Genomic DNA, 14,282 nt, shown 5'->3' on the forward strand with positions numbered 1-14,282 from the left:
TCCAGCCTGTCCCGTATTGGCAACCCATACGGAGACGGATGGTTTCCGGCCAATGTGAAGCGGCCCGCATCCTGTGCGGATGCGGGCCGGTCTCTCGACCTCAGATCGGCAGGATGGCCGTGTCGAAGGCTTTCTTCAGATCATGCGCCGCGAACTGCTGGGCGACGGCGGCGTCCGGCACGACCAGAGCCATGCCGAAGAACTCGTGCGTCGAGCCATGGAAAGTCTTGTGACGCACATCGTTGCCGGCGGCCTCCAGCTTTTCCGCCAGCTTCTCGCCCTCCGTCCGCAGCGGATCGATCTCGGCCAGGATCACAGTCGACGACGGCAGGCCGCGCAGGTCGGCCGCGCCGACGACGTTCACGCGCGGATCGGCGGTCTCGCTCTCACTGTTGAAGGTGTGCTTCACGAACCATTCGATCATTGGCTTGTTCAGCGGCTTGGCCGTCGCGTTCTCGACGTAGCTCTCGTTGTTCAGGTCGTTGCCGACCAGCGGATAGACCAGCACCTGATGCGCCGGCGCCTGCAGGCCCTGATCGCGCGCCGCGATCGAGACATTGATCGCCAGATTGCCGCCGGCGCTCTCGCCCATGACCGCGACCTTGCGCGGATCGCCGCCGATCGACTGCGCATTCGCCAGCGCCCACTTCCACGCTGCGACGGCGTCGTCATGGGCGGCCGGGAATTTGTTTTCCGGAGCCTGACGGTAGTGGACCGACAGCACCACGACGTCCGCGAAGCGGGCGATGCCGCGCGGGCCGCCGTCATACACATCCAGATCGGCGATCACGAAGCCGCCGCCATGGAAGTAGACGACCAGCGGCTTCAGCTCACCGTCGCTCAGGTCGGGGCTGTAGACGCGCGCCTGTAGCGGGCCGGCCGCGCCGTCGATGGCGATGTCGCGGGTCTGGATGCCCAGCGTCGGGTCCTCGTCACGGATGGTGTCGTGCAAAATCTTCTTCACGGCGTCCGTCGGCGTCGGCTGACGGCGCGCCTCTTCCGGCGACAGGGTCTCGATCGGCTTGCCGCCCAGATCGGCGAGGGTGTCCAGCACCATCTGCATCATCATGTCCGGCTTCTCCGGCGAGGTGCGCGGCTGTTCGTCCTTGCCGAGGATCTTGTCGAGGATGGACATGGGTAGGCTCTTTCCGTTCGGGGGTATGGGAACGCTTCCAACCCTGCGCAGCCTGATCGTGTTCCACGGGAACGAACGGCGACAGGCGCGGTTCGGATCGGGACCACTGACTGAAGGAGCTGCCCCATGACCGCCCGCCTCGAAGGAAAGACCATCGCTGTTCTCGCCACCGACGGCTTCGAACAGGTCGAACTCGACAAGCCGGTCGAGGCCCTGAAGGCGGCCGGCGCCGAGGTCCACATCATCGCGCCTGAAGCCGGCGAGATCCAGGGCTTCAATCATCACGACAAGGGCGACAAGGTGAAGGTTGATCGCAAGCTGTCGGACGTCAGCGGCTCCGACTACGACGGCCTGGTTTTGCCGGGCGGGGTCATCAATCCCGACGCCCTGCGCATCGAGGATGCCGCGATCAGCTTCATCCGCAAGTTCACCGACGCCTCCAAACCGGTCGCCGCCATCTGTCACGGCCCGTGGCCGCTGATCAACGCGGGCGCCGTCGAGGGCCGCAAGCTGACCTCGTGGCCATCGCTGAAAGCCGATCTGACCAATGCCGGCGCTGAGTGGGTCGACGAGGAAGTGGTTGTCGACAACGGCCTCGTCACCTCGCGCAATCCGGATGACCTGCCGGCGTTCTGCAGCAAGATGATCGAGGAGTTCGCCGAAGGCCGTCACGCCGCCTGACGCCGAGCCATCGCGACACGGGAGAGGGACCTGTGAGCGCGGATCGCCCTCCCGGTGTCGGCGGGCGTTGATTGCGCAAGGGCGGTGAGCGGCGCCAGCACCACCTCTTCGATCGATGTCAGCGGAATCGTCAACGCTCCCCTGCGTGGCGGCGGGACCCCGATGCCAATCTGTACGCTTGAGCGACATGACCATCGATCTCGCCAGCGTCCTCGGCACCGTCGCCGCCCTCTGCTCGATCGCCAGCTTTGCACCGCAGGCGATCAAGATCTGGCGCGAGCGCGACGCGTCGTCGGTGTCGCTGAAGACCTATTCCCTGACGGTCACCGCCTTCGCCTTCTGGATCGCCTATGGCCTGTCGATCCGCGCCTGGCCGATCGTCGCCTCCAACACCTGCGCCCTGATCATGGCGGCGATCGTCCTGATCATGAAGTGGCGGTTCCGATAGCGCGCGCCGACGCAACCTGCTGGCCCATCGTTGGTTGAGCCTGCATGCGCATTCTCGACCTTCTCCCCTCGGCATTGATCGGCGCGACCGCCAGCGCGCGCTCCATGACCCCCATGGCCGCCATCGCCACCGCCCGGCTGGCCCATCGCGCCACGCCCGGCAAGCTGGTCCTGCTCGACCATCCGCTGTTCAGGTTCGGCGCACTGGCCATGGGCGTCGGCGAGCTTCTGGGAGACAAGATGAAGTCGGCCCCGGATCGCACCGTCTTCCTCGGCCTGCTGGCCCGCATCGCCAGCGCCGGCATCGCGGGGGGCGCGCTGGCCCCGAAAGGTCGCGAACGTCTGGGCGCCGGCATCGCCGTCGGCGTCGCCATCCCTCTGGCCTACCTGACCCTGTCCGGCCGCAAGGCCGCCATGCGCCGCATCGGCCAGACCCGCAGCGGCATGATCGAGGACCTGCTGATCGCCGGTCTGGGCGCCGCGACCGTTGCCGGAGCCACCCGTGGCCGACGTCGCTAGCCGACGATCCTGACCGCCACGCCGTCCGACTTCCGTCGGGTGACGGCGACTGTGTGTGCGCCCATCTGCTGGAAGGCCAGATCGACCGCGCCGGCGCCAATCTGCAGCCCGGTCACGTTCAGCCTCTCGATGCCGGCGGGGAGCACCGGGTCATCGACCTCCACAACGCCGCGCAGGGCGTCGATATTCACGCCCAGCGAGGCCTGCAGCATCAGGAACACCGATCCGGCGGCCCAGGCCTGCGGCAGGCAGGCGACCGGGTAGGCGATCGGCGCCTCGCCCGCAGCCCGTTCAAAACCGCAGAACAGCTCCGGCAGGCGCAGATGGAAATGGGCCGCCGCGGCGTAGATCTCGCCCAGCAGCAACGCCACCGCCCGGCGCTCGCCGTACCGCGCCATCCCGGCCGCGGCCATCGCCGTGTCATGAGGCCAGACCGAGCCGTCGTGATAGCTCATCGGATTGAACCGGGCCTGTCCGGTCGCCAGGGTGCGTACGCCCCAGCCGGAGCGGAATTCGCTGGACAGCAAACGCTTCGTCACCCGCCGGGCGCGCTCGGGTGAGGGCAGGCCGGTGAACAGCAGGTGGCCGGCGTTGGACGCGATCGACCGGCAGGCCTCGCCGTCGCCGTCGAGTGCTATGGCGTAGAACCCCTCGTCCTCCATCCAGAAGCGATCTTCCACCAGGCTGCGAACGGTCTCGGCCCGCGCCGCCCATTGCTCATGGCCCGGTTCGCCCAGCGCCTGCGCCAGATCCGCCATCGCCTGCCAGGCGGCGAAGGCGTAGCCCTGCACCTCCAGCAACGCCACCGGACCCTTCGGAAAGCGGCCGTCGCGGTGGAAGATGGAGTCCTCGCTGTCCTTCCAACCCTGGTTCGAAAGCCCGGTGTCGGCCCCGCGCTGATAGCTGATCAGCCCGTCCTTCCGGATGTCGCCATAGTCGGTCATCCACTGCGTCGCCGCGATGAGGTTCGGCCATAGCGCCCGGATGGTCTCCAGATCGCCGGTGCGCCGCGCATAGGCGCCGGCCAGAGCTACGAACAGGCACGTGGTGTCGACGCCGCCGTAGTAGAGGCCGAACGGCACCTCGCCGAGCGCGCTCATCTCGCCGCCGCGCGTCTCGTGCATGATCTTGCCCGGCGCGCTGTCCTTGAACGCCGAGACCTCGGTCGCCTGTCGCTTCGCCAGATAGGTGAGGACCCCACGCGCCAGCGACGGGTCCAGCCACAGCATCTGCCAGGCTGTGATGATCCCGTCCCGCCCGAACGGCGTCGAGAACCACGGCACGCCGGCATACGGATACGGACCAGTCGGCAGGTCGGTCGTCAGCAGGGCCACGTCCGCGCGGCTCTGGTCCAGCCAGTCGTTGAAGCGCGGGCTGCGCGGGCCGCGCACCGAGGCGCCGCGACGCCGACGCCGACGCATCGCCAGCCGCGCCTCGACGGCATTGCGCCGGAAGCGGCCCTCGTCCGGCGCCTCGCAACGGTCAGGCCCACATTCGACGTAGAGGTCGACGCGCCGGCCTGTCGGCAGGCTGAACATGAACTCGGCCCGCGATCCGCTGATGCGGGCGGGCGGCTCGGAGAAGGCGAGGCAGCTGACTCGTTCGACGTCGTCCAGCCCGCGATAGGCGAAGGTCACGCGGCGGCCGTCGTGCGTCGGCGGCGCGATCTCGCCCCGCTTCGCCCGGAACGTCCCACGCACCTGGAAGATGTCGGCGAAATCGGCGCCGTAGTCGAAGGCGAAAGGCACCAGCACATCCTCGATACCGTGGTTGTGCAGGCGGATTCGCTCGAACAGGCGACGGTTCCAGATGAAGCGGCGACGCTCTATGTGCAGGACGCCTGCCGGCGCCGACCGTCCGCCCATCGGGGGCAGGGGGCGGTTGGTCGTGTGGGCGCTGAAGAAGACATTGTCCTGGCTGACGCCGGAGCTTAGGCGCGACGGGCGAGCCCCGCCGATGGTCAGAACGAACCGCGACAACAGCCGTGTGTCGTTGTCGAACAGCCCGTCCGCGCCGCCCTTCAGATCGCCCCACTGATCGGCGACGCAGAAGGTGTCCGCGTCCTTCAGCGCCATCAGTTGTTCGAGGCCGTCGGCTTCGGCGGTCTCCGCGGCTGTGGTCTGGACCGAGTAGGCGTCGTCCATGAGGCTCCTCGACGGCGTTCAGGTCAGCCCTGAGTCTTCGCTCCCGAATGCGGACGCTTGATGGCCGCCTGGTACGGTAATGGACGAAGCGACCGCCGGTTCAGGCGATGGCCGCGAACGAGCGATCCTCGGTGGGCCGAAGTGGCGTCACGACATCCGCCAGCGGCGCTTCGGCGAACGGACGGCGCGCCAGCAGATCGCCGTAGACGTCGAGATAGCGTCGGGCCATGGCCGTCGCAGAGAAACGCAGTTCGAAATGGGCGCGGATCGCCTCGCGGTCCATGAGGTGCGCGCGTCCGGCGGCGGCGATCGCCTGTTCGATCGTATCGACCAGCAGACCAGTCTCGCCGTCCTCGATCACCTCCGTGGTCGAACCGCAGCGGAAGGCCACGACAGGGGTTCCGCAGGCCATGGCTTCGATCATCACCAGACCGAAGGGCTCGGGCCAGTCGATGGGGAACAGCAGGGCTTCGGCGCCGCCGAGGAAGTCCGACTTCTGGTGGTCGCCGATCTCGCCGATGAACTCGACCAGCGGATTACCCTCGACCATGGGGCGGATGACCGTCTCCCAATAGGTCTTGTCCGCCGAATCGACCTTGGCGGCGATCTTCAGCGGTTTGCCCAGCGCCGTGGCGATCTCGATCGCCCGGTCCGGGCGCTTTTCCGGCGAGATACGACCCAGGAAGGCGAGATAGCCTTCGGAGCGCGGGCTGAAGCGGTACAGGTCCGCGGGCATGCCGTGGTGGACGGTCGATTTCCAGTTGGCGAAAGGCAGGGGGCGCCGCTGGTCATCCGAGATGGACACCAGTCCGTACTGAGGCCAGCGCTCATAGACGCCCGGCAGGTCCTTAAGGTCGAGCCGTCCGTGCAGGGTCGTGATCGTCTTGTCCGCATAGCGCTCGAAGAACGGGAAATGGATCATGTCGGTGTGGAAGTGGATGACGTCGAATTCGTCCGCCCGCTTCATCACCTCGGATATCAGCGTCATGTGCGCGGCGAGGTCGGACTTCAGCGGCGCCGGATCCAGCCGGATCGCCTGATCCCTGACCGACACCAGCCGCGCCCGCGTCTCGGCGTCTGCGCTGGCGAACAGCGTCACCTCATGGCCGAGATCGACGAGAGCGTCCGTCAGATGCGCCACAACCCGCTCCGTGCCCCCATACAGCTTGGGCGGGACGGCCTCGTACAGGGGGGTGATCTGGGCGATCTTCATGACTGCAGCTCCTGACGCGCGCCATCGCGCCACGTCCGGAATCCGCAACCTTCTCGCAAGTGCGAAGTTCCGCGATCGTCGGTATTTTTGTTCTGCCGCAAGGATTTACAGCGTTTACAGCGTCGGTTTGCCGACACAGGCCCTCGAGAGGCTGGCGCTGGCGGTGCTGTCAGTCTGACGACAACTTGTCTCGATGACCGTCGGCCGTGGAAGACCTTCAGGGCGTCTGGCTCGAGTCTCTCCCTGACCCGCCCTTGGGAGTGTTTTGCGAACGGGACGGGAGCAGGGGCCTGAATGCCTGCTGACGGCCTCCCTGACCGCCTTCAGGTCTCGCTCCGGGTCCGTGACTTGCCGCGGGCGACGCCTGAACCGTCCCGATCATCCTCAGGTGCAAGCACGAGAGCCCGTGTCCCGCCTCACGTTGAGGATTCGTGGGCCGTCCGACGCGTTCAGCCCGGGCATTGCTCTGCGGTCCGCCGATGTTTGGGATGACAGCCTCCGTCGACGTCACTCATTGTCGAATTGGAGGGAATCTGTCACCAATTCAGAGGTGCATATGTAACTGTTTAAGTTAGAAAAAATGCAAATCTGAAAACACTGCCTCGTGATTTTGTGAGGCCTCGTTGATCGGTGAAGTCTGCAACCTTCAGTGGGGGGTGCGGTGCGGATTCTACCTGTTTGTGTGGGCCTTGGTGCAACGGTCCTGGCCAGCGCGGCCGCGGCTCAGGTCAACCAGAGCTACGCCTATGACGCCAACGGCCGCCTTGTGGGCGTCACGACGAGTGGATCGGCGGGAAGCAACGCCGCCTCCTATACCTACGACGACGCCAACAATCGCACGCTAAGGGGCCAGAGCGGCGTGTCGTCCTGGGCGGCTCTGCGCCGCCTGCCAGTCGATGGCCTGCTGTCGCCGCATCAGGCCCTGACCTCGCCGGACGGAACCTGGTCCCTGGCGCTGCGATCGTCGGGGCGGCTGGAGCTTTGGTCAGCGGACGCGCCTGTGCCGTCCGAACTTGCCTCGGTGTTCGAGGTCTCGGCGGAAGGCGAGACTCGTTTCCTGCCGCCGGCGGGAATGGCGTCCGGAGAGGCCCGCGTTGAACTGGCGAGCGAGGGTCGACTGCTGATGCTGAACGGCAGGGACGAGGTGCTCTGGCGCTCCGATGCGGCTACGGTCGGGGAGGGCGGTCAATGACCCGCGTCTCGACGAAAGCCCTGCTGCTCGCCGCAGCGTCGGGCGTCGCCCTGATCACGGCCGGCGCGGCGCAGGCGCAAGTGCCAAGCGCGCCGCCCCCGGAACACTTGTCGCTTGACGAACGAGGAGTCGATCTCGTGAGCGGGGGGTGGATGCCAGCTTCTGGCGGGACGTCCATCGGACCTGCGGGCTCCGGGCTTACGTATCGCCGCACACTGATCGACAACGGCATCTGGTGGGACCACGCGGTCGGCGGCATATGGTCTTGTGGGATTGGCGTCGATTGCGTCGTCAGTATCGAAGGTGTGACGGAGGCCTTCGCATCTCCGTCGCTCATGGTCTTCACGCCCAAAGCGGATACGGGCTCAACGCTCGTTTACAACAACTCCACACAGCAGTTTACGTACAGGCGTGGTGACGGAACGGTGTTCATCACCGAGCGAAAAGGCGTGAACCTCTTCGAGGATGGCGTCGTCACAAGCAAGACAACTCCAAACGGAGTGGTTACGACATACAACTACCGAACCGACACCCAACAGGAGTGCTATCCGCCAGACCCTGAGCTTGATCCCGATGGGCCGGGCTGGTGCGTCGCGGACACGCAGGGTCGGCTTCAGTCGTACCAGACCAACACCGGCTACATGGTCCACTATGACTATGCGTCCGATGTCGGCTGGAATACGGATGGCTGGTTTACGGTCCAGAAGGTTACGGCGCTCAACCTCGCGGTCGATGCCTGCGCGCCTCTGGCCGCGACCTGCGTTTTCTCGCGTGTCTGGCCCTCTGTGACCCATGCCCGTCCAGGACCGTGGCCGCAGATCGTGGAGACGGATACCGACCAGAGCGGACGGCAAACGACGTTTCGCCGGCTGTCCGGTGGACAACTTTACGCGATCCGAAATCCGGGCAGTTCGGTCGATGACGTGACGGTCAGCTATGTCGGCGGGGGATCGGGCCTGCGGGTGGGCGCCCTGACCGATGCGAGCGGTGCGTGGACCTACAGCTTCACCGACAGCGGCGTTGTCCGCACTGCCGTCAGCACTGGACCATTGGGGCAGACCACCACCGTGGTCACCGATTTGACGGTTGGAAGACCGTCAACGATTACGGATGGAGCCGGGAGTTCGTTTACCTACCAGTACGATTCCGAGCAGCGGGTCACCCGAGCGACCCGGCCGGGCGGCGCCTATACCCAGTACACCTACGATACGCGCGGCAATGTCACCCAGACGCGGGAGGTGGCGCGAGCGGGCTCCGGTCTGGCCGACATCGTCACCTCGGCGACCTATCCCGCGGGCTGTTCGGTTCCGGTTACCTGCAATTCGCCCCTGACGACGACAGACGCGCGCGGCGGGGTGACGGACTACACCTGGGACACGACGCACGGCGGGCCATTGACGGTCACGGCGCCGGCCCCGACGCCGGGCGCCGCGCGTCCGCAGACCCGCTACGTCTATGCGGCCCAGACGGCTTACTACAAGAACAGCTCCGGCGTGATCGCACCGGCCCCCAGCGCGGTGACCCTGCCGACGCAGATCAACGCCTGCGCCACCGGATCCAGCTGCTCGGGCGGCGCCAACGAGGTGCGCACGACGCTCACCTATGCGGCGCCCGGAGGCGCCAACAACCTGCAGCCGGTGGCCATCAGCCGGGGCTCGGGGAGCTACCCGTGGTCCGAGGTCACCGGCGTGACTTACACCGCCAACGGCGATGTCGAGTATGTCGACGGTCCGGTCTCGGGAACGGCGGACACCACGCGGGTGATCTATGATGACGCCCGTCAGGTGGTCGGCGTGATCGGCCCTGGTCCGGAAGGAGCCGGGGCCGGGGCGCACCGCGCGCAGCGGATGACGTACAATCCGCGCGGTCAGGTGACGGTGGCGGAGACCGGCAATACCGCCGGCTATTCGGACAGCAACTTCGCCAGCTTCACCCCGGTGCTGAGGTCGGAGACCGGCTACGACGCGTACGGCCGCCCGGTGGTGACACGCCAGCAGACCGGCGCGGGCGTGACGGTGGCGGCCTCGCAGGTCAGCTATGACGCGGCCGGCCGGGTGGACTGCACGGTCGTGCGCATGAATGCGGCCACCTTCGGCTCGCTGCCGGGGTCGGCCTGTACAGCGGCGACGTCGGGCGCGGACGGCCCGGATCGGATCACACAGATCACTTACGACGCGGCTGGCCGGCCCCTGACCAACACCACGGCGGTGGGGCAGACTGAAGCGACCACCACATCCCTGGGTTACGACGCTCATGGCCGCTTGCATTCGATGACCGATGGCAACGGCAATGTGTCGGTGCAGGAGTACGATGGCTTCGATCGTCCGGTACGTCTGCGCTATCCGAACCCTTCGGGCGGCGGGGCCTCGACCACCGACTACACCGAGGTCGGCTATGATCCGGCCGGCAACGTCACCTCCAGCCGCAACCGCGCGGGTCAGGTGACATTGATCGCTCACGACAACCTGGGCCGGCAGACGCTGATCGATGCGCCGTTCGGCACGATGGATATCGTGACGACCTATGACAATCTGGGCCGGGTGCTCACTACGAGCGGCAACGGCCAGACGCTGACCCGGACCTGGGACGCCCTGTCCAACATGACCTCGGAGGCGGGGCCTCTGGGGACGATGAGCTACCAGTACGACCCGGCCGGCCGGATGACGCGGATCACCTGGCCGGACAGCTTCCACGTCCAGTACGACCGCGACGCCTGGGGTGCGGTGACCGCCATTCGCGAGAACAGCGCCACTTCGGGCCCCGGCCTGCTGGCCGTCTACGGCTATGGCGATGTCGGCCAGCTGACGGGCATCGTGCGCGGCAACGGCACGACGAGCAGTTACGGGTATGACGCAGCCCGACGGATGACGGGGATGTCGCACGACCTGGCCGGCACGGCCTGGGACGTGGTGTTCGGTTATGCGTACAACGCCGCGGGTCAGATCTCGGCGCGGTCGACCTCGAACGGGGCCTATGTCTATGCGCCGGTCAGTGGCGGGACGGCGTACCCGATCAATGGGCTGAACCAGGTCACCTCGATCTGGAGCACGCCTGTCACCTATGACGCCAACCAGAACATCACCTCGGGCCTGGGGCGCAGCTTCCATCATGACGCCGCCGGCCGCCTGGTCGGTACGGAGAACAGCGCTTACAGCTACGATCCCGCCGGGCGGATGTACGGCGGCAGCGCCTCTGGAATCCTGCTTTCCTACGCCGGCGCTCAGCTGACGGGTGAGCACGACAACGCGGGCACGATGCTGGTGCGGCACATCCCCGGACCGGGGCTGGACCAGCCGATCGTGACCTATTCCGGCGTCGGTCTGGCCACCCGCATGTGGCTGGCCAACGACGAGCGGCAGTCCGTGATCAACCTGTCGGACGGCTCGGGCAATACCCTGAACGTCAACCGCTATGACGAGTATGGCGTGCCGGCGCCGGGCAACTCCGACCGCTTCCAGTACACCGGCCAGGCCATCATCGAGCCGGGCCTCTACAACTACCGCAACCGGGCCTACGCGCCCCAGTTTGGACGATTCCTGCAGACCGATCCTATCGGCTATGGCGACGGGTTGAATGTCTATGGGTACGTCGGCGGGGATCCGGTGAACGGGATCGATCCTTGGGGACTGCAGGAAGAGACTACCCTCGATGATGTCGTGGTGACGGGGCGGAGGAAATGCAGTCTTTTCTGCCAGATCGGCAATCTTATTTTCCCCCGCAATCCCGATCCCGCACCCGCTCATGCAGGCGGTCAGGGATCCCACATTTACCAAGTCGAGTCCGCGATCTGTTCGCCGGGAGGAAACTGCACGGTGGAGCGGGTGTACGAGTGCCTGACGCGGTATCCTGCGCCTGGCGCAGACGGCGCAAGCCCCGTCCGTGAAGGCAGCAGAACTTATGTGAATGTGATTGGCGTCATCAGAGGGACCGTAACGCATTCGGTTAGCCCGGAGACACACACTGTGGTGAACAGCACACTTCCCGACCACACTCTTTACCCTGGGGTTGTTATTCGAGAGGTCACAACGTCAACCAACTGGTGGGGCATGCAATCGATCGACATCCAATCGACCGGCTACGGCACGGGGCCCAATCCAGTTGCGAATACGATCCCGTCAGGTGCTGTCTGGCAGGCAAATGCGTTACAGGTCAGAGAATGCGTCAGATCAGAGCCGTAGCTAGTCACACTATTAGGAGGATAGTTCTTCCTCTTATTTTCGGGTTTGGGATTGCATGCGCAATCGCATCGATCTCTCCGACGTACTTGTTGCTTTGTCTTGTTTCAATGTTCATCTATCTGACGTTCGGGTATGCGGGATTCCACTTCGCGGCCGCGGCTTGTCGTGGGAAGGCTCTAGTGCCTCTCACTGTTTACTCTTGGCTGACTGTTGCGATATTCGCTGTGATCTACGTCTTCCTAGACGGAGGCGTGACCACATACATATCGACAAGTGGCGAAGTATCGAACGGTCTGACCGTTGCATCTGGTTTTCCTATGCGTCTTACACGAAGTGTCGGATTTATATCAGTATATACGGCAGCATTTCTGTTCATATCGGATATGGCGTTCTACGTCGCGGCAAAATTTATCGCAAAATGGCGGCCATTGATTACTTGAGCGTTGCTTGGGCGGAACGGCATTGGTGTGATCGCAGGTGCCGGATCAGGGGCTGGTGCTGTCAGTTTAACGCTAACTTGTCTCCACTGATGACCGTCGTAAGTGGTTGGGTATGATGGGTTTTCGATGAAGCCGCTGTCTTTCAAACGCCACCGCTTTCCGGCGGAGGTGATCCGTCACGCGGTCTGGCTCTATTTCCGGTTCAGCCTCAGCTTCCGAGATGGGGCAGTTCCTGGCGGTCGCCTGATGCGCCGCGGAGGGGCGCTACTTGACGCCGGGCGAGACCGGCTCGGACGCTTCACCCGAAACTGGCGCGGTAGGCAGGCGTTGCAGGATGCTGCTGCGGCACATCCCCGGACCGGGACTGGACCAGCCGATCGTGACCTATTCCGGCGTCGGTCTGGCCACCCGCATGTGGCTGGCCAACGACGAGCGGCAGTCGGTGATCAATCTCAGCAGCGAGGCGGGCACAACGCTGAACGTCAACCGCTACGACGAGTATGGCGGGGCGGCGCCGGGCAACTCCGACCGCTTCCAGTACACCGGCCAGGCCATTATCGAGCCGGGCCTCTACAACTACCGCAACCGCGCCTACGCGCCGCAGTTCGGGAGATTCCTGCAGACCGATCCGATTGGGTACGGCGACGGGCTGAATATCTACGGGTACGTCGGCGGGGATCCGGTGAACCGGGTGGACCCGTGGGGGCTGACCCAAGAAACGCGGGCCGGAGACTGGGTTACTCATCAAGAGTGTCGCGCCATTGGGGGCAGCGTGATGAAGGATGGAAGTGGAGTAGAGTGGTGCCAACCGAGCGCGGGTGGTGGGATGGGCGGCATAGGTAGATCCGGGGGGGACGGCTCAGGTGGTGTGGGAGGAGGAGGGGGGAGCGGAGGACCGACGTCATCGCCGCCCAATCCCGTCTTGGAGCGTGTTTGCCGACGGGACCAAGCCAGATCCGAGGCAACTCAGGGGGCGCTGGGCTCTCACATCACTGAGAGTTGGGTATGGAACGATCGGCAGGCTCTGCAGTATCAGCATGATCGCTTCACGAGGCAGGCCGAAACATCGGAAATGCTTGGAACAGTCGAGACGGGCGCTGGCATCGGTACGATGATCGCGAGCTGGGCTGTTGAGCTAGGTCATGGAGGAACTGCGGCCAGAACTGCTGCGGGGCCTGTCGTTGGAACTGCTTTGGTTGTTGCTGGGATTGGAGCTGGGATTGATGCTCACTTCCAGAGGCGAAGGGCTGAAGCCGTTCAGTACCGACTGGACGCTCTTGAATCATGTGGTTGAGGGTAGTGGCAATGGACAAGTGGTTGATTTTATTGCCAAGGCACTGGCGTTGGTTGGGTCGGTCAGTCTCCTTCGTTTCATGACGGGTCAGGAAGATGCCTTCACGGTCGAGTTGCCTATCTTCTTGGGTATATCTGTTATTGTGACTGTAATCGTAATTTTAATTGTGAAGGTTGGACGTTTATCTTCATTTAGGAGAAATCGCGGATCAGATAATAGTTAAGTGTCAAGGCGGCTCGGGCTTGCAGGCGTTCTGGGCGCTGTCAACTTAGCGGGAAAGTACAGAACCAGAGGAATCAGACCGCTAGCCATATCAATGATCTAGCCTGGCGCGGGTAGTGACGAAAAACGACGGGGGCCGGCGTTCATACACAAACTCTCCCACCTAAATTATTGTTTTAAATAACAATTACCGATTCAGCGCAGATTAGTCGATGACTACTGCTTCGTTAAGTTGACAGCACCATACAGAGACATACGGGGAGAGCGAGTGGCGGTGCTGTCAGTCCGGCGACAACTTGTCTCGAAGACCACTGGCCGTTGAAGACCTTCGGGGCGTCTGGTTCGGACCTCTTCCTTGGATCGCACCCTTGGCGCCTGAACCCTTGCTGACAGTCGTCTTGCCCGTCTTGAAATCTCGCTCCGGGTCCGTGACACAGCGGGGGGCCGACGCCGCAACCGCCCGATCATCCTCAGTTGCAAGCGCGAGAGCTCGTGTCTCGGCTGACGTCGAAAGCTCGGGGCCTCTCGACACGTTTGGCCAAGGCATTTCTCTGCAGTCCGCCGATGTTTGGGCTGACAACCTCCATCGACGTCACTCTTTGCAGAAATTGGACTGAATTTGTAATCAATTGAGAAGTGAATATGTAACTGTCTAAGCTAGGAAAAATGCAATCCTGAAAACACTGCCTCGTGATTTTGTGAGGCCTTCTTGATCGGTGAGGTCTGCAACCTTTAGTGGGGAGGTTGCCGTGCGGATTCTACCTGTTTGTGTGGGCCTTGGTGCAACGGTCCTGGCCAGCGCGGCCGCGGCTCAGGT

9 protein-coding genes and 2 pseudogenes are annotated in these 14,282 nt (G+C 64.3%); 8 read left to right on the forward strand and 3 right to left on the reverse strand.

The genetic code is table 11. The features are described from left to right. Positions 1-100 precede the first annotated feature (100 nt). Positions 101-1,135 carry an alpha/beta hydrolase gene (locus tag ABDZ95_RS14310; protein WP_343794644.1) on the reverse strand — a complete coding sequence of 345 codons (1,035 nt, stop codon included), beginning with the start codon at positions 1,133-1,135 and terminating at the stop codon, positions 101-103. A gap of 126 nt (positions 1,136-1,261) precedes the next feature. Between ABDZ95_RS14310 and ABDZ95_RS14315 the strand changes: the two genes are divergently transcribed. From ABDZ95_RS14315 to ABDZ95_RS14325, 3 genes are all read left to right on the forward strand, one after another. Next, positions 1,262-1,816 carry a type 1 glutamine amidotransferase domain-containing protein gene (locus tag ABDZ95_RS14315; RefSeq protein WP_343794645.1) on the forward strand — a complete coding sequence of 185 codons (555 nt, stop codon included), beginning with the start codon at positions 1,262-1,264 and terminating at the stop codon, positions 1,814-1,816. Between the two features lie 187 nt (positions 1,817-2,003). Next, positions 2,004-2,264 carry a SemiSWEET family sugar transporter gene (locus tag ABDZ95_RS14320; RefSeq protein ID WP_343794646.1) on the forward strand — a complete coding sequence of 87 codons (261 nt, stop codon included), beginning with the start codon at positions 2,004-2,006 and terminating at the stop codon, positions 2,262-2,264. Between the two features lie 44 nt (positions 2,265-2,308). Beyond that, positions 2,309-2,782: a hypothetical protein gene (locus tag ABDZ95_RS14325; protein ID WP_343794647.1), complete on the forward strand. Its 474-nt coding sequence runs from the start codon at positions 2,309-2,311 to the stop codon at positions 2,780-2,782. Here ABDZ95_RS14325 and ABDZ95_RS14330 read toward each other — a convergent pair. After that, positions 2,779-4,926: an amylo-alpha-1,6-glucosidase gene (locus ABDZ95_RS14330; protein WP_343794648.1), complete on the reverse strand. Its 2,148-nt coding sequence runs from the start codon at positions 4,924-4,926 to the stop codon at positions 2,779-2,781. The genes ABDZ95_RS14325 and ABDZ95_RS14330 overlap by 4 nt on opposite strands. Before the next feature lie 100 nt (positions 4,927-5,026). Further along, positions 5,027-6,139 (reverse strand): glycosyltransferase family 4 protein, encoded by a 1,113-nt coding sequence (locus tag ABDZ95_RS14335; RefSeq protein WP_343794649.1) that lies wholly within the window; start codon positions 6,137-6,139, stop codon positions 5,027-5,029. A gap of 682 nt (positions 6,140-6,821) precedes the next feature. Here ABDZ95_RS14335 and ABDZ95_RS14340 point away from each other — a divergent pair. The 5 genes and pseudogenes from ABDZ95_RS14340 to ABDZ95_RS14360 all read left to right on the forward strand — a co-directional run bounded on the left by ABDZ95_RS14340 (position 6,822) and on the right by ABDZ95_RS14360 (position 13,466). After that, positions 6,822-7,331: an RHS repeat domain-containing protein gene (locus tag ABDZ95_RS14340; protein WP_343794650.1), complete on the forward strand. Its 510-nt coding sequence runs from the start codon at positions 6,822-6,824 to the stop codon at positions 7,329-7,331. Between the two features lie 500 nt (positions 7,332-7,831). Beyond that, positions 7,832-11,509 carry an RHS repeat domain-containing protein gene (locus tag ABDZ95_RS14345; protein ID WP_343794651.1) on the forward strand — a complete coding sequence of 1,226 codons (3,678 nt, stop codon included), beginning with the start codon at positions 7,832-7,834 and terminating at the stop codon, positions 11,507-11,509. 566 nt (positions 11,510-12,075) lie between these two features. Then, a pseudogene (locus tag ABDZ95_RS14350) lies at positions 12,076-12,171 on the forward strand (IS6 family transposase); the annotation flags it as partial. A 190-nt stretch (positions 12,172-12,361) separates the two neighbouring features. Beyond that, positions 12,362-12,646, forward strand: a pseudogene (locus ABDZ95_RS14355) (RHS repeat-associated core domain-containing protein); the annotation flags it as partial. A gap of 445 nt (positions 12,647-13,091) precedes the next feature. After that, a complete protein-coding gene (locus ABDZ95_RS14360; protein ID WP_343794658.1) occupies positions 13,092-13,466 on the forward strand; it encodes a hypothetical protein in 375 nt (124 codons plus the stop codon). Positions 13,467-14,282 lie beyond the last annotated feature (816 nt).

It is taken from the genome of Brevundimonas kwangchunensis, assembly GCF_039523815.1.
Lineage (GTDB): Bacteria > Pseudomonadota > Alphaproteobacteria > Caulobacterales > Caulobacteraceae > Brevundimonas > Brevundimonas kwangchunensis.